At 38.8% G+C, this 14,391-nt stretch carries 19 protein-coding genes and 1 riboswitch; of the genes, 6 read left to right on the top strand and 13 right to left on the bottom strand.

The window, feature by feature from the left end:
* Position 1: 1 nt before the first annotated feature.
* The 9 genes from thiD to AC1DRF_RS04215 all read right to left on the bottom strand — a co-directional run bounded on the left by thiD (position 2) and on the right by AC1DRF_RS04215 (position 6,013).
* On the bottom strand, positions 2 to 811 hold the full coding sequence (gene thiD / locus AC1DRF_RS04255; RefSeq protein WP_043981702.1) for a bifunctional hydroxymethylpyrimidine kinase/phosphomethylpyrimidine kinase: 810 nt from the start codon (positions 809 to 811) through the stop codon (positions 2 to 4).
* Between the two features lie 22 nt (positions 812 to 833).
* Positions 834 to 1,853, bottom strand: a complete 1,020-nt coding sequence (locus AC1DRF_RS04250; protein ID WP_043981701.1) for a thiazole biosynthesis adenylyltransferase ThiF — start codon at positions 1,851 to 1,853, stop codon at positions 834 to 836.
* Complete coding sequence (locus AC1DRF_RS04245) at positions 1,850 to 2,617, bottom strand: thiazole synthase (protein ID WP_013055283.1); 768 nt, start codon at positions 2,615 to 2,617, stop codon at positions 1,850 to 1,852. The genes AC1DRF_RS04250 and AC1DRF_RS04245 overlap by 4 nt, the downstream gene beginning before the upstream one ends.
* Positions 2,618 to 2,622: 5 nt before the next feature.
* Complete coding sequence (gene thiS, locus AC1DRF_RS04240) at positions 2,623 to 2,826, bottom strand: sulfur carrier protein ThiS (protein ID WP_013055282.1); 204 nt, start codon at positions 2,824 to 2,826, stop codon at positions 2,623 to 2,625.
* Complete coding sequence (thiO, locus tag AC1DRF_RS04235) at positions 2,823 to 3,950, bottom strand: glycine oxidase ThiO (protein ID WP_318331431.1); 1,128 nt, start codon at positions 3,948 to 3,950, stop codon at positions 2,823 to 2,825. Before thiO ends, thiS begins: the two co-directional genes overlap by 4 nt.
* Complete coding sequence (locus AC1DRF_RS04230) at positions 3,934 to 4,557, bottom strand: thiamine phosphate synthase (RefSeq protein WP_477740369.1); 624 nt, start codon at positions 4,555 to 4,557, stop codon at positions 3,934 to 3,936. Before AC1DRF_RS04230 ends, thiO begins: the two co-directional genes overlap by 17 nt.
* A 122-nt stretch (positions 4,558 to 4,679) precedes the next feature.
* A riboswitch (TPP riboswitch) is annotated at positions 4,680 to 4,781 on the bottom strand.
* Between the two features lie 162 nt (positions 4,782 to 4,943).
* The gene (locus AC1DRF_RS04225; RefSeq protein ID WP_013055279.1) at positions 4,944 to 5,159 is read right to left on the bottom strand and encodes a hypothetical protein; all 216 of its coding nucleotides are present in this window, start codon (positions 5,157 to 5,159) and stop codon (positions 4,944 to 4,946) included.
* Between the two features lie 47 nt (positions 5,160 to 5,206).
* Positions 5,207 to 5,596, bottom strand: a complete 390-nt coding sequence (crcB, locus tag AC1DRF_RS04220) for a fluoride efflux transporter CrcB (protein WP_028410256.1) — start codon at positions 5,594 to 5,596, stop codon at positions 5,207 to 5,209.
* Positions 5,597 to 6,013 (bottom strand): fluoride efflux transporter FluC, encoded by a 417-nt coding sequence (locus tag AC1DRF_RS04215; protein ID WP_477740367.1) that lies wholly within the window; start codon positions 6,011 to 6,013, stop codon positions 5,597 to 5,599.
* A 323-nt stretch (positions 6,014 to 6,336) separates the two neighbouring features.
* Here AC1DRF_RS04215 and AC1DRF_RS04210 point away from each other — a divergent pair, with 323 nt between their 5' ends.
* Genes AC1DRF_RS04210 through AC1DRF_RS04200 form a run of 3 tightly spaced genes read left to right on the top strand, consistent with a single transcriptional unit; the run spans position 6,337 to position 8,611 of the window.
* Entirely contained in the window at positions 6,337 to 7,158 is an 822-nt protein-coding gene (locus tag AC1DRF_RS04210; RefSeq protein WP_013081647.1) for an amino acid ABC transporter substrate-binding protein, read from the top strand.
* Entirely contained in the window at positions 7,142 to 7,846 is a 705-nt protein-coding gene (locus AC1DRF_RS04205; RefSeq protein WP_043981697.1) for an amino acid ABC transporter permease, read from the top strand. Before AC1DRF_RS04210 ends, AC1DRF_RS04205 begins: the two co-directional genes overlap by 17 nt.
* 30 nt (positions 7,847 to 7,876) lie before the next feature.
* A complete protein-coding gene (locus AC1DRF_RS04200) occupies positions 7,877 to 8,611 on the top strand; it encodes an amino acid ABC transporter ATP-binding protein (RefSeq protein ID WP_025752983.1) in 735 nt (244 codons plus the stop codon).
* Positions 8,612 to 8,645: 34 nt separating this feature from the next.
* Here the strand turns inward: AC1DRF_RS04200 and AC1DRF_RS04195 are convergent, their stop codons facing one another.
* Entirely contained in the window at positions 8,646 to 9,590 is a 945-nt protein-coding gene (locus AC1DRF_RS04195; RefSeq protein ID WP_427076868.1) for a nucleoside hydrolase, read from the bottom strand.
* A gap of 179 nt (positions 9,591 to 9,769) precedes the next feature.
* Here AC1DRF_RS04195 and AC1DRF_RS04190 point away from each other — a divergent pair, with 179 nt between their 5' ends.
* The gene (locus AC1DRF_RS04190) at positions 9,770 to 10,765 is read left to right on the top strand and encodes an NADPH:quinone oxidoreductase family protein (protein ID WP_427076869.1); all 996 of its coding nucleotides are present in this window, start codon (positions 9,770 to 9,772) and stop codon (positions 10,763 to 10,765) included.
* A 52-nt stretch (positions 10,766 to 10,817) separates the two neighbouring features.
* Here the strand turns inward: AC1DRF_RS04190 and AC1DRF_RS04185 are convergent, their stop codons facing one another.
* The 3 genes from AC1DRF_RS04185 to AC1DRF_RS04175 all read right to left on the bottom strand — a co-directional run bounded on the left by AC1DRF_RS04185 (position 10,818) and on the right by AC1DRF_RS04175 (position 13,178).
* The gene (locus AC1DRF_RS04185) at positions 10,818 to 11,249 is read right to left on the bottom strand and encodes an Rrf2 family transcriptional regulator (RefSeq protein ID WP_013081642.1); all 432 of its coding nucleotides are present in this window, start codon (positions 11,247 to 11,249) and stop codon (positions 10,818 to 10,820) included.
* A 66-nt stretch (positions 11,250 to 11,315) separates the two neighbouring features.
* Positions 11,316 to 11,645 carry an antibiotic biosynthesis monooxygenase family protein gene (locus AC1DRF_RS04180; protein ID WP_043981692.1) on the bottom strand — a complete coding sequence of 110 codons (330 nt, stop codon included), beginning with the start codon at positions 11,643 to 11,645 and terminating at the stop codon, positions 11,316 to 11,318.
* Between the two features lie 123 nt (positions 11,646 to 11,768).
* Positions 11,769 to 13,178: a SpoVR family protein gene (locus tag AC1DRF_RS04175; RefSeq protein WP_230184801.1), complete on the bottom strand. Its 1,410-nt coding sequence runs from the start codon at positions 13,176 to 13,178 to the stop codon at positions 11,769 to 11,771.
* A 321-nt stretch (positions 13,179 to 13,499) separates the two neighbouring features.
* On the opposite strand from AC1DRF_RS04175, the gene AC1DRF_RS04170 reads away from it, so the two are divergent.
* Positions 13,500 to 13,751, top strand: a complete 252-nt coding sequence (locus tag AC1DRF_RS04170) for a YhdB family protein (RefSeq protein WP_013055267.1) — start codon at positions 13,500 to 13,502, stop codon at positions 13,749 to 13,751.
* 210 nt (positions 13,752 to 13,961) lie between these two features.
* The coding region (locus tag AC1DRF_RS04165) for a biotin transporter BioY (RefSeq protein WP_477740366.1) at positions 13,962 to 14,391 on the top strand (430 nt) is incomplete at its 3' end.

The raw sequence follows: 14,391 nt of genomic DNA, 5'->3' as shown, positions 1-14,391 counted from the left end.
TTTATATGTTTGAACGAAAGTATTTTCCATACGCCCAGTGATTAGTAGGACCGTGTCCGGAACCAATTTCAAGCGTGTGCTTAATCGCATAGTGAACAAAATCCGAAGCGGTTTGAACTGCTTCAACCACGCTTTTGCCTTTCGCTAGTTCAGCTGTGACGCAAGCAGCAAACGTGCATCCCGTTCCATGTGTATGCTTTGTATTCATCTTTTCATGCGTGATTTCAACGTACTTATGACCATCATACACTATATCAATCATATCTTGATGAGATTGATCATGTCCGCCTTTAATTACCACGTGCTTTACACCTAGCTCATGAATCTGTTTTGCCGCTTCTTTTCGGTCTTCGATCGTGTGAATTTCTTTACCCGTGATGACTTCCGCCTCCGGTATGTTCGGCGTAATGACTTCACAAAGAGGCAACAATTCTTTTAGAGCCTGTACGGCTTCACTTTGAAGAAGAGACTGACCGCCTTTTGCAATCATAACGGGATCAACTACAACATTTTGCAGTCCGTACTGTTTGATTTTACGAGCCACTGCGTAAATAATATCAGCACTGAACAACATACCTGTCTTCACTGCATTAGGAAATAAGTCAGTGGCAATTGAATCTAACTGCGTTTCAACTGCTTCTACTTCTAAAGGATAAACTCCTTGAACGCCAACTGTATTTTGTGCGGTCACAGCTGTAATAACGGACATGCCAAAAACGTCACGCTCTTGAAATGTTTTTAAATCTGCTTGAATGCCTGCTCCTCCACCGCTGTCTGATCCAGCAATGGTTAATGCTTTTGGTACTGTCATGCTTGAAACCTCCATCTCTTTCTTACCCAATATACCGATGATAAAGTGACTTTGCTTCTACTATATCGTTTGTTCCATGGACAAAGACGCGCCCATCTTGAAACATAACTAAACGGTAATCATCTACATAAAAAGAAAGCAGATACGGATTCTGTTCAATTTTATATCCTTTTTCTTTTAATCGTTCACCTAAAGACTGCAGCGGCTGCTTGGCTGATTTGCCCGGACGGATTTGTACCGTGTTTCTTCCGCATAGCACAGCTGTTTTCGTTTGATTTTCATATTGTAAAAAGGGATACGTTTGTTCACTGCCGCATGAGCGGCAAGCAGATTTGCGAAACACGTTCACATTGATGCTCGTATACTCATTTTTCCATACGTCAAACGAAACAAGTTCCCTCCTGAGCGCATTCCAGTCTCCGACTAATATTTTTAACACTTCTGTTACTTGATGAGCGACTACCATTTGGACAGCAGGACTAATAATCCCCACTGTATCACATGTTAACCCTCCAAGCGGTACAGATTCAAGCAAACAGGATAAACACGGTGTTTCACTTGGTATAATAGTATAACTAATTCCATAACTTCCTACACATGCTCCGTAAATCCAAGGAATATCATATTTTTGTGATAAATCATTCATTACAAGGCGTGTGTCAAAATTATCGGTTGCATCAATCATAACATCTACCCCCTCAACAAGCTGTTCTAAAACTTGAGGGGTACCGTCTGCTACGTGCGCTTCTACTTTTACATCGTGATTAATATCGTGAAGCCGTTTTTTAGCGGCAATTGCTTTTGGAATTCTTTTATCAGCATCTTTTTCACTATACAATTGCTGCCGCTGAAGGTTGCTCCATTCTACATAGTCCCGGTCAATGAGCGTTATTTTCTTTATCCCCGCTCGCGCAAGGGCCTCCGCGTTCCCTGTTCCAAGAGCACCTGCTCCTACAATCAGAACATGCTTTTCTTGAATTTGCTGCTGTCCGCCTTTTCCAATAGGTTGAAACAATTCTTGGCGGGAATAACGATTAATCAACCGATACTCATCCCTTCTGTTGGACTGCTTGCCGTTGCATATTGTTTCTTTTCAATACGTCCTGCTTCAAATGCTGCTCGTCCTGCTTCAATCGCTAACTTCATAGCACGAGCCATTTTCACAGGATCTTTTGCTCCTGAAACAGCTGTATTTAATAACACACCATCTGCTCCTAACTCCATAGCTTGAGCTGCGTCTGAAGCCGTTCCAATACCTGCATCTACAATTACTGGAACAGTTGATTGTTCAATGATAAAACGCATGTTCAACGGATTAATAATACCTTGACCTGAACCGATAGGCGAAGCTCCTGGCATAATGGCATGTACGCCTAACTCCTCTAAACGACGCGCAAGTAAAACATCATCTGATGTGTAAGGTAAAACGGTAAAGCCCTCTTTTAACAGTTCTTCACTGGCTTTTAATGTTTCAACTGGATCAGGAAGCAGCGTTTTATCACATCCAATTACTTCTACTTTCACCATGTCACAAAGTCCAGAAGCCTTTGCTAATTTAGCAATACGTACGGCCTCTTCTGCATTTTTTGCTCCAGCAGTGTTAGGCAAAAGAGTGAAACGCTTCACATCAAGCGCTTCTAATAAATTAGGCTGATTTTGATCAAAAATATCCATTCGTCTCACAGCAAATGTTAAAATTTCTGTTTCTGACTCTTCTACCGCTTGACGCTGAGTCGTAAAGTCCGGAAATTTCCCTGTCCCTAATAATAAACGTGAATTAAATGTATATTGTCCAATTTTTAACATACTCTTCATCCTCCTCCGACAAATGAAACAACTTCTAATATATCGCCATCTTTTAAGCATGCATCGCTATGTTCTTCTTTTTGCAAAATGTTCTTGTTTAGCTCAACAATTACCACTCGTTCATGCAGGTTCTGAGCCTGCAACAAGTGCTCGACCGTTTCAATTTCATCTCCAAAAGTAACGGTCTTACCATTAATGATTAGATTCAATGAACTCCCTCCATTACTCTTGTTAGCTGAAATGATGTAAAAAATGAATGATTCAGCTTTTTCCCTAACAAAGCATCAGCCATAATTTTTCCAGTTGCAGCACTTAATAAAATACCGTTTCGGTAGTGGCCAAACGCCATGTGTAGATTCGCTATTTCAGGGTGCTCTCCTAAATAAGGCCAGCCATCATTTGTTTGTGGACGAAGACCAGCCCATGCTTTTTCAAATGTGGCTTCTTTAATAGCTGGCAGAAGCGCCGAAGCTTTATTCAGCAAAAATTGAATACCTTGTGCAGAAACCGTCTTGGTAAAGTCATGCTGTAGCTTAGTTGCCCCGATTACGATTCTTCCACCAGTCTTAGGCACTAAGTAAAAACCTTCATCTAAAAAAATCGTTTTAGAAAGCAGCGGCTTATGACTTCGAAGAGCAATACACTCCCCTTTTACGGGAAACACGCGACCTAAATGTTCAGAAGAAATAAAGCGTTTAGCCCATGAGCCTGCTGCAATAACTACTTTTTCTCCGTAAAAAGAGCCTCTGGACGTCTGTACACCTTTTACTGTTTCATTTTCCATAATAAGAGAATGAACATCACAGTATTCGAATATATCTGCTCCGTGATACAAGGCTCCATGAGCAAGAGCTTGCGTTAACTTAGCCGGAGCTAGCTGGCCGTCCCCCGGTATTGTAATGGCTCCGTATATGTCTGGAGAGAGACCAGGTTCTAACAAACGCGCTTCTTTTACATCGATCCATCTTACATGTTCATCCCATCGGTGGTGCTGAGCGGCTTTTTTCTTTAATACGTGTGCATCTTCTTCTGTTACAGCGACTTTTAATAAGCCTTTTTGAATGAGCTCTACGTCGATGGCCGTTTTTTCTTTTAGTTCCTTCACCAGCTCAGGAAACATGCTTCTGCTCTTAATAGCAAGGTCTAAAAGAGGACCTTCTTCATCAATTTCAGCTTGAGCACCTAAAATACCAGCTGCTGCACTTGAAGCTTCACAACCAATTTGATTTCGTTCAAGAATGGCCACTGATGCTCCTTGTTTTGACAAATGATAAGCGATAGAAGAGCTGATTATGCCTCCTCCGACTAACAGTACATCATAATGCTGCTTCATTTTCTCCACCTCCAGATGTCCATATATGAGAATATTGTTTAATCGCTTTAAGAGGATTTTGCGCAAGCATGACACCAGACATCACAGCTATACCGTGTGCTCCTGTTTGAAGCACCTCTTTGGCATTTACAGGTGTAATTCCTCCGATGGCAATAACCGGTATCTGTACAGCATCTACTACTTCTTTTAGTGCTGCTACCCCTCGATTTTTTAATCCTTTTTTTGAATGTGTTGAATAAATATGTCCGTATAGAATGTAGTGAGCACCATCTTTTTCAGCTTCTAAAGCCTCTTCCACAGAGTGAACTGATTTTCCGACAATAAGAGAAGGAAATACGTCTCTAACACACGAAACATCTAAACTATGATAGGCAAGCTGTACGCCTTTTGCTTTTAAAGCATGCGCTACATCAACTCGGTCATTTACAATAATTTTAGAGAGACAAAATGGCAGGCTTTCTAGCAAACATTGAATCTGCTTTGCCGTTTTCTTTTTTTCTCTAATATGAATGGCACCCGCAAAAGGCTCAATAGCCGTTAAAATGTCCCGAACCTCTTCAATTGGCTGCTTATCTGTTGTAACGACATGAAATTTAGGAATATCCATATGATCGAAACCTTTCCGTTCAGAATAAAGAGAAATTTCAATCACTTCATCTTGTGTAGAGGGCTTTATTACATACAAAAAAACCACTCTACAACGTAGAGTGGTTAGCATGCATCGTTATGTAAACATGATCGCCACTTCCCTACGCTGGTACAAGCCAGATCAGGTTCAAAGGGTCCGAAATACATTCGTCTCAGCTTCAAAAAGCTCCCCTAGTGATTGCTATTTATTGATTTTGTTTTCGCACTTAAAATTATAACACAACTAGATGTAAATACAATATCTCTTTATGCTCTTACGGCTCTCTTCCTTTTATAGATGTATCTTTTAAGCTTCTTTACTAAGTAAGAGGTCCGGCGCACCGCATCATTCTGCTTTTTAAATGATTAGTAATCGGTATAGTCGTCAAATTCTTCCTTGTCTTTTTCCTTTTTCCGATCCCATATAAACAGCAGGAGTAACATAATAAAAGTTAGAATATAAAAACCGTAAAAAATAAATGCCGCCACAACATTTATAAATAAAAATAAAAAACCGATGATCTGACCTGCAACAGCTACAATCAACAAAATGTATTTCCAAACTTCTGCTTTTCTATCCATTCTCTACTTCTCCGTCTTTTTGTTTTTCCCTACTAGAAACGTTCTCTTTACTTAAATAAAAACGTTCCTGCCAGTAAACCGACTGTAAATAAACCAACTGTTCCAAATGCTGAAATCCCCACGTACGCCAGCATTTTCCGATAAGATTTTTCTCGAATTAACTGTACGGTTTCCACACTGAACGTTGAAAAAGTGGTAAAGGCACCAAAAAAACCAATGCCAATCATTAAAAATATTGAATCATCATAAGCATGACTCGGAACCTTTCCATAATAACTACCGTAAAAAAGACCAAGCCCAAACGCACCGAGCAAGTTTACAAACAGCATTGATACTGGAAAAGGAGGGTTTGAAACTGTTTTTGTAACTTTTAAACCCAAAAGATAACGGCATATTCCTCCAGCTGCCCCGCCAAGTGCCAAGCTCACTATGCTCATTTACTTCACCTCATGTACTTTCACTAAATTTTTCCCTGCCGCTTCACCGCATAGATAGCCTGCTAAAGCAAGAAGGATTCCACCTACTAAAGAGACCATTACATAAATGGCTCCCCAAAATAAATGGTACTGAGTGAGAGAAATGACGTCTCCTGCAAACGTTGAATACGTTGTAAAACCGCCGCATACGCCAACTCCTAGTCCAAGCTTTATCCATTCTTTTGGCTTTTTCCACACAAAAAATCCTGTTAATAGGCCTAGTATGAAGCTTCCTAATAGGTTTTCAATTACCGTTCCTATTGGATAGCCCGTATATAATAAGGAAAGATTCAGCAAATAACGTGCATATGTACCAGCGATAGCACCAAAGGCAATTGAGATTAAGTTTATGGCTTTCATCATATCGCTCCGTTTCATAAATTCTTCTTTAAGTGTACCATAAGGAATTTATTTCTACCTTAACATTTAACTATATGTTTATTGCACCAAAAGTCATGAAAAAATGAAAGAGAAAATCGTCGCATGAAACTTCCTTTTTGCTCCTCAAATCTCCCTTAAAAATCCACTTAATCCAAATTTTAAAATCTTTCTGTATCCTTATGACAAACCGTGTATAGAAGGTATATTTCCCTTATTTTAAGTCACATTAATCGTATAAGTTTTTTTTGTTGACTTTTGCTGTGTTCTTGTTTAGTATCACAGAGTATCATTTCCTATCAGAATACTAGGGGGTTTAGAAAATGAAGAAATTTGCTGCACTTTTGTCGCTACTATTAGCTTTCACAGTTGTGCTTGCCGCATGCGGTTCTAGCTCAAAAAATGAAGCAAACAATGGAGACAATAAATCTTCACAAGAGGATTTATATAATAAAGTGAAAAAAGATGGCGTATTAACAATTGGAACTGAAGGTACATACCCTCCGTTCACTTTTCATGATGACAAACAAAAGCTAACTGGGTTTGATGTAGAATTGGCTCAAGAAGTAGCTAAACGTCTTGGCGTAAAAGCTGAGTTCAAAGAAACACAGTGGGATGGCATGTTTGCCGGATTAGATGCTAAACGCTTTGACATGATTGCTAACGAAGTGGGTATTCGTGAAGATCGTCAAAAGAAATACGATTTCTCTGATCCATACATCCAGTCAGGCGCTGTATTAATTGTTCGTAAAGACGAAAAAGATATTAAATCATTTAAAGATTTAAAAGGAAAAAAATCAGCGCAGTCATTAACAAGTAACTATAAAGACATGGCTCAATCTTATGGTGCAAACATTACGAGTGCTGAAGGTTTTGCTCAAGCAGTAGAACTAATGAGCGCAAACCGTGTTGATGCTACAATCAACGATAAATTATCGTTCCTTGACTATAAGAAAAAGCACCCTAACGCACCTATCAAAATCGCGGATGAAAAATCCGATGGTGCTGCAAGCGGCTTTATGTTTAGAAAAGACAGCGGTAAGTTAGTGGATGAAGTAAACAAAGCATTGAAAGATATGAAAAAAGACGGAACATACGCAAAAATTTCTAAGAAATGGTTTGGCGAAGATGTTTCTCCTAAATAATATTTTTCCTGATGGAGAGCGATTGAATCAATTGATTTCAATCGCTCAATCATCTCTCTTACCAATGCTAAAGGGAGCTATTCAATATTCTATTCCACTAACATTAATAAGCTTTGCCATAGGCATTGTGTTAGCTGTTTTAACAGCACTTGCTCGCTTGTCGTCAAGTAAGGTATTAAACATGATTGCACGTGTATATGTCTCAATTATTCGTGGAACGCCTTTGCTTGTGCAATTATTTATCATTTTCTACGGATTACCTAACTTAGATATAACAATTGATCCATTTATCTCTGCTGTTATTGGATTTTCATTAAGTGTAGGTGCTTATGCATCTGAAATTATCCGAGCAGCAATTCAATCTATTCCTAAAGGACAGTGGGAAGCTGGCTACTCACTTGGTATGACCTATTCCCAAGCGTTAAGACGGATTATCTTACCGCAAGCAGCACGTGTATCGATTCCGCCATTATCTAACTCTTTTATTAGTCTTATTAAAGACACGTCACTTGCATCGCTTATTCTTGTTTCTGAAATGTTCCGTCAAGCTCAAGAAATTGCTTCAACTAACTATGAGTTTTTACTTCTTTATAGTGAAGCAGCGCTCTTGTACTGGATTATGTGCACAATCTTATCCATTATCCAAGGACGCATTGAAATAAGACTAGATCGTTACGTATCTAAATAACCGTTTCAAGTAGCTAAAGGAGTTTTTTATATGATTAATATCAAAAATTTGCATAAATCATTCGGTGATTTGCAAGTATTAAAAGGGATTGATTTGGAAGTTGAACAGGGCAAGGTAATTGTATTAATCGGCCCTTCTGGATCCGGTAAAACAACTTTTTTACGTTGCTTAAATCTGTTAGAAATCCCAACAGACGGTACGATTGAACTTGATAAAAAAAGCATGAATTTTACCAAGCCTGTTCGTAAAAAAGACATTACTTCATTTCGAAGCCTAACAGGTATGGTCTTTCAAAACTATAACTTATTTCCTCATAAAACTGCACTTGAAAATGTTATGGAAGGTCCTGTAATTGTAAAAGGTGTTTCCACTCAAGAAGCAGAAAAAAGAGGGAAAGAATTATTAACACGAGTTGGCTTAGGAGACAAGCTCGACTTTTATCCTTTCCAGCTGTCTGGCGGACAACAACAGCGTGTTGGCATCGCCAGAGCAATGGCGATGGACCCAAAAGTTATGCTGTTTGATGAGCCTACTTCAGCTCTTGATCCTGAGCTTGTAGGAGACGTTCTTCAAGCGATGAAAGACTTGGCAAAAGAAGGAATGACGATGGTGGTGGTAACTCACGAAATGCGCTTTGCCCGTGAAGTAGCAGATGAAGTTATTTTTATGGATCAAGGTGTCATTATGGAAAGAGGTACACCGGATCAAATATTTTCAAATCCTCAGCAAGAGCGGACACGTCAATTCTTGAATATGATTCACTAAAAAGGTTGCACACTTTCATGTGCAACCTTTTTCTTTATTTGGCTACTGCTTTTTTCATCAAATCTGTAATGTACGTAAAGAATGCTTCAGCTGTGACATCATATACGACATCTACAGGTCGTCCCTCTTCGGAAATTTCTGTTCTTCCTTGGCTCGGTGTTTCTGTATGCACAATACTCGAAACGGTTTTTACCTTCACAAGTGTTGAATTCCCTGTAAATGCTGTTGTGAGTACATCCCACAAATAATATGTTGAATTGGTTTCAACGTGTACAAGCGGCGGGCAAGCCGCGTAGCACTGCCCTACAAAGTCTACTCCTTCATATCTTCGAAGTGAAGCCCACATTTGACGAATAGCGGGCGTTAAGGGAACTTGATTCGTGCTTTCTAAAGCAACCATCTCAATTTTAATTTTGCTTTTCCATACTTTCGCTACTGCTTCTGGATCCCAAAAAGCATTCCACTCCGCCGTTCCATCATGTTCGGGCTCTTGCACGTTTCCTACTTCTTGAAATGTACCGCCCATCCATACTAACTTGTCAATTTTCTCTTCTATTTCCGGCGCTTTTTCCAATGCTCTTGCTAAATCTGTTAACGGTCCTGTAAACAATAAAGTTGTTTTCCCGGCTGTGTGCTGCAATGTCTCGATTAAATGATCATGAGCAGGGAGCTGACTTATTTTTGTTTGTACTTTCCCTTTTTCATTTAAAATCGGCAGTGCATCTACATAAAACGTATGCATGCGCCACTCCTTTGGAAATGGATTCATACCGCGTGAAGTAGATTTAGCGACCTCAATATCATAACTTCCAAAACGATCAATAATCTTTTGGCTTGCTCTGATACCTGGCTCTAGATATCCGTCAGCGGGAATAACAGATACCCCTGTTACCTTTACATCATCCATTTTCAGCAGTAAAAAAAGCGATACTAAATCATCAATGCCTGCATCATGGTTAAAATATATGTTTGTGCTCATTTCTCTTCTCCTCTTTTCTATGTATTGCTAACTAATAGCTATACCGCTATTTTATAATGAAATAATCTCTTTCGTAATCAAAGTATTAGGAACTTCTTTTACTATTTTCTATAATGGGTATAGAAATAAGGTAGTCTATGTATAGATATATACATCTCATTATAGAAAGGAGAAATAAAATGGAGCAATCATTTTCAGCATTAATCGTAGATAAAAAAAGTGAAGAGCAAGTGGAGGCGTCCGTCCAAGAACTGACGCTAAACGATTTGCCAGAAGGCGATGTACTTATTCGCGTTCATTATTCAGGGGTGAATTATAAAGATAGCTTAGCCAGCATCGCAAACGGAAATATTGTGACAAGCTACCCATTTGTTCCAGGAATCGACCTAGCAGGAGTTGTTGTATCTTCTGACAGCCCTGATTTTAAAGAAGGTGATCATGTCATTGCAACAAGCTACGACATTGGCGTATCACACTTTGGAGGCTATAGTGAGTATGCGCGCATACGCAGCGAATGGATTGTCCCTCTCCCTGAAAATTTAACGTTAAAAGAAGCAATGATTATCGGAACAGCTGGCTTTACAGCTGCTTTATCTGTGCATCGCTTAGAGGAAAACCATACTTGTCCATCTAATGGCTCTGTGCTTGTAACAGGCGCTACGGGAGGTGTAGGAAGCTTTGCGGTTGCCATTCTTTCAAAATTAGGCTACACAGTGGAAGCAAGTACGGGAAAAAGCTCGGAAGCAGCTTATTTGAAAGAGCTTGGCACTTCCTCTATTGTAGCGCGTGAAGATGTTTATAACGGCAAATTAAAAGCATTAGGCAAGGAAAAATGGGCTGCTGCGGTGGATCCTGTGGGCGGAGAGCCTCTAGCTTCTGTTCTCAGTCAAATTCAGTACGGAGGCTCTGTAGCTGTCAGCGGGCTAACGGCTGGAGGCAAAGTGCCAACAACCGTCTTTCCCTTCATTTTAAGAGGAATTAATTTATTAGGTATCGATTCTGTTTACTGTCCAATGCCTACTCGAAAAGAGATTTGGAATAGACTTGCTAATGACTTTAAGCCTGAAAGCTTCGAACCTTTCATTCAGCAAGAAATTTCACTACAACAGCTCCCTGAGGTACTTCCGACTTTATTAAAAGGACAAGCTCGAGGACGAACAATTGTGAAGCTATAAAAAAACGGAGAAACCTAGGTTTCTCCGTTTTTTTACGAACAGAAGCATGTTATTATGCATCTATTTTTGCTATTAAATCCGTCACTAATTCTTTCATGGTCACATCCGCTAAGACTTGTTCCATGGCATCTTGAGAACGTTTTAAAATCAATTCAAGAACACTTTGAATATTGGCTCCTACAGGACACTCCACATTCGGATTTTCATGCATTTGAAACAATTCTCCTTCTTCCACTGCCGCCACCGCTCGATAAACGTCCAGCAACGTTATCTCTTCTAGATCTTTCAATAGATAAGCTCCGCCAGCTCCGGCTTTTACACCTACGAGTCCAGCTTTCTTTAACATCCCAATTACTCGTCTTATAACAACAGGATTTGTATTTACACTGCTAGCAATCCACTCTGAAGTACTAGGATGACTGCTATCTACTTTAATTAAAGATAGTATGTGAACGGCCACGGTGAATCGACTGCTAATTTTCATTGCTCTCACTCCTATTTTGTTGTAATCATTATAGTTACAACATTTATGAAAGTCAAGCATGCTTTTTTAAGAAAGAATGTCCTCTTCTACCGCCTCATAAAAACGCAGCGTTTTCTTGATTTCCATAGCTTCAGAAAATGCTTTCGTTTTCTTTTTATTCGCTTCTTTATGTTCGTTCACATGTTCCTCTCTTGAGATCCACGCTTGAAAGAACTGCTTGTCTTCCCACTTCGATACAAAGACATATTCAACTTTATCTGCAGAATCTTTTTTCCAGCATTCGAACGATAAATTTCCTTTGGCTGCCTCAATTTCTGTTTTGTTTTTCTTAGCTTTTTGCGTGAGCTGTTCTTCAAATTTCTTTTCTGTTTCAAAACTTGCGTTTACAACAAACATCTTATCTTCCTTTCTAAATGAAAGTAATTCTCATTCGATTATTGCATAGTAATTTTATTTTTTCAATTTATATGGATAAGTTACAGAAGCCCAAAAAGACCGCTGTTTAAGCGGTCTTCTTTTTTACAAATGTTTTCTATGCACTGTTTTTCCATCATACGTAAAGGCGATTGGCTTGCCTTCCATTACCGTTTCTAAATGAACGGGGCGGCCCCAAAGCTGATGAACGTACGGTACCACTTTTTCTAAGTATTTGACATCTAATTCAATTCCTTCATACCAATGTTTTAAATAGAGCTCTCCATTTTTTAGATAGTCTCCATTGGTTACTGTGATATAAGGAAATCCGCCGTTTACGCGCATATTAACAAGCTGATCTCTAACTTCTGTCCACTCTTTGTCAACGATTTTATAGTCTTTTCCTTGTTTTTGGAATAAGTACATATCCTCTCGCATGACTAAATCTTTTGTTAAGTAATTGCGAATAAAGGAAATATCTGATTCAACCTCACGTACCTCAAACATCTTCTCTCTTCCTGACCCCGGCTCCACGCCCCGGCGAATCATATCTTCTGTTGGATTATTGTAGCGTTCTTCAATGTCTTCAAAGATTTTTAAACCTAAATAATATGGATTGATTCCCGTCTTAGAGGGCTGCACAACCCCTGCATTTAGCTTGGCGAATTCTATCGCTTCATCACTCGTTAAGTCCATTTCTCGAATAATGCGCTGATGCCAGAAAGAAGCCCAGCCTTCATTCATAATTTTTGTTTCAAGCTGCGGCCAGAAATAAAGCATTTCTTCTCGCATCATCGTTAAAATATCCCGCTGCCAGTCCTCTAAATAAGGACTGTATTCTTCGATAAATAATAAGATGTCTTTTTCAGGCTGAGGCGGAAATTTTTTGAAAGATTTTGGAGGTTTTGGTTTTTTCTTTTCTTTATAATCCAAATTCCATAAATCATCGTAAGGAGAAACGATTTCTTCTTCCGATGATTCTACATCATCTATGCTCCAAGAAAGCTTGGCACGCATAAGAGACGGATCAATATGTTCCTGAATCGATAGGACAGCATCCAAAAACTTTTCTACTTCACGCTTACCGTGCTTTACTTCGTATTCTTTAATTCGATCAGCGGTCGCTGCCATACTTTCTACCATATCCCGTTTAGTGTTGGCAAAACGGCTGTTATTTTTAAAGAAGTCACAGTGGGCTAACACGTGAGCTACAATTAATTTATTCTGAATAAGCGCATTGGAATCCAATAAAAATGCATAACAAGGATCTGAATTGATAACTAATTCATAAATTTTACTCAATCCAAGATCGTAGTGTAATTTCATTTTGTAAAATTGTTTTCCAAAGCTCCAATGTGAAAAACGAGTTGGCATCCCATATGCACCAAACGTATAAATAATATCTGCCGGGCAAATTTCATAGCGCATCGGATAAAAATCTAAGCCGAAACCGCTAGCTATTTCCGTAATTTCATCAATCGCACGGTATAATTGCTTATAATCTGCTTCTTTCACGACAGCTCCCCCTTTCACTCCTTACTTCAATCTATGTACAAACATGCCAATTCATGTGTTTTCATCAAAAAGAAGCTTTATTTTTTCAAGAAAAGGGGATTTTTATTTAGTTGTCTTAAATAATGGATGTAATATAACTGTTATGCTGCATCATTCTTTGCCTTTCTTATCATTTATAGGGTCCTGTACGTTTATTCTTCTTGCATAATGACTACAACCTCTTTTAATTATGCACTGGTCTTTTGCCCAACATTTACAGCGTAAGAATTCCCGCAAATATCATACACTAATTTCAACTCCTCAAAAGGAGGAACGTTATTAATGGATGTAATTGATTATGATCGAGCTTTATATTACACACACCGTTCACAATGGGATAACTTATTAATTTTAATGGTTCGAACAGACGACGATTTTCTTTCAAAAAAGATTGAACATTTTTTGCACGCCTACAATTTTGAACGAAACTACCGCATCATTCAAGAAGAGCTTTATTCTTTACTACGCTACATTGATCATGCAACGGAATATTCGGAGCACAACCCGGAGCTTCTGGAAGAATCATTGTACTAGTATTTTTGATACACACACTTGGACAAAGAAGGGATGAATTCCCTTCTTTATTTTTTTATGTTGCACTAAAAATATGCATACTTTATTTCAAAAAACATCAAATAATATATGTAAACACATTTATTTTTATCGTTGACATAAAAGTAGATTCGACGTACAATCTTCAGTACATACGCTAAGATATTTCAGTACATACTGGGAGGAATATATATGAGTACTAATAAAAGGTTTCGCACATTAGATTTAACGCTAGCTGGTATGTTTGCGGCTCTTATGGCTATTGGTGCAAACATTACTTCTTGGGCACCTTTTTTACAAGTAGGCGGCGTGCCTCTTTCACTTCAGCCTTTTTTTGTTATATTAGCAGGACTTTTACTTGGGAGTAGAATGGGTTCTATTTCGATGATTGTATACGTATTAATTGGCATTGCCGGCGCCCCGGTATTTGCTCAATTTAAAGCAGGAATTGGTATTTTATTTGGAAGCACCGGCGGCTTTTTGCTTTCTTATATCGTAGCAGCATTTATCACAGGAAAAATTATGGAGATGCGCGGCAAGCCAACTTTTTCTATCTTTTTAATTTCATCACTAGTTGGTATTGCCGTTATTTATTTAATAGGTACTACGTATATGTATGCAG

The sequence above is a fragment of the Priestia sp. P5_B4 genome (assembly GCF_056400385.1).
The sequence above is the reverse complement of the archived record's forward strand: the minus strand, read 5'-3'. Positions and strand labels throughout refer to the sequence as shown.

What these genes read in the sequence shown, in the direction of transcription:
- thiD (WP_043981702.1), bottom strand. Translation starts at nt 811, where the DNA reads ATGACAGTACCAAAAGCATTAACCATTGCTGGATCAGACAGCGGTGGA.
- AC1DRF_RS04245 (WP_013055283.1), bottom strand. Translation starts at nt 2,617, where the DNA reads ATGTTAAAAATTGGACAATATACATTTAATTCACGTTTATTATTAGGG.
- thiO (WP_318331431.1), bottom strand. Translation starts at nt 3,950, where the DNA reads ATGAAGCAGCATTATGATGTACTGTTAGTCGGAGGAGGCATAATCAGC.
- AC1DRF_RS04230 (WP_477740369.1), bottom strand. Translation starts at nt 4,557, where the DNA reads ATGGATATTCCTAAATTTCATGTCGTTACAACAGATAAGCAGCCAATT.
- AC1DRF_RS04225 (WP_013055279.1), bottom strand. Translation starts at nt 5,159, where the DNA reads ATGGATAGAAAAGCAGAAGTTTGGAAATACATTTTGTTGATTGTAGCT.
- crcB (WP_028410256.1), bottom strand. Translation starts at nt 5,596, where the DNA reads ATGAGCATAGTGAGCTTGGCACTTGGCGGGGCAGCTGGAGGAATATGC.
- AC1DRF_RS04215 (WP_477740367.1), bottom strand. Translation starts at nt 6,013, where the DNA reads ATGAAACGGAGCGATATGATGAAAGCCATAAACTTAATCTCAATTGCC.
- AC1DRF_RS04210 (WP_013081647.1), top strand. Translation starts at nt 6,337, where the DNA reads ATGAAGAAATTTGCTGCACTTTTGTCGCTACTATTAGCTTTCACAGTT.
- AC1DRF_RS04205 (WP_043981697.1), top strand. Translation starts at nt 7,142, where the DNA reads ATGTTTCTCCTAAATAATATTTTTCCTGATGGAGAGCGATTGAATCAA.
- AC1DRF_RS04200 (WP_025752983.1), top strand. Translation starts at nt 7,877, where the DNA reads ATGATTAATATCAAAAATTTGCATAAATCATTCGGTGATTTGCAAGTA.
- AC1DRF_RS04195 (WP_427076868.1), bottom strand. Translation starts at nt 9,590, where the DNA reads ATGAGCACAAACATATATTTTAACCATGATGCAGGCATTGATGATTTA.
- AC1DRF_RS04190 (WP_427076869.1), top strand. Translation starts at nt 9,770, where the DNA reads ATGGAGCAATCATTTTCAGCATTAATCGTAGATAAAAAAAGTGAAGAG.
- AC1DRF_RS04185 (WP_013081642.1), bottom strand. Translation starts at nt 11,249, where the DNA reads ATGAAAATTAGCAGTCGATTCACCGTGGCCGTTCACATACTATCTTTA.
- AC1DRF_RS04180 (WP_043981692.1), bottom strand. Translation starts at nt 11,645, where the DNA reads ATGTTTGTTGTAAACGCAAGTTTTGAAACAGAAAAGAAATTTGAAGAA.
- AC1DRF_RS04170 (WP_013055267.1), top strand. Translation starts at nt 13,500, where the DNA reads ATGGATGTAATTGATTATGATCGAGCTTTATATTACACACACCGTTCA.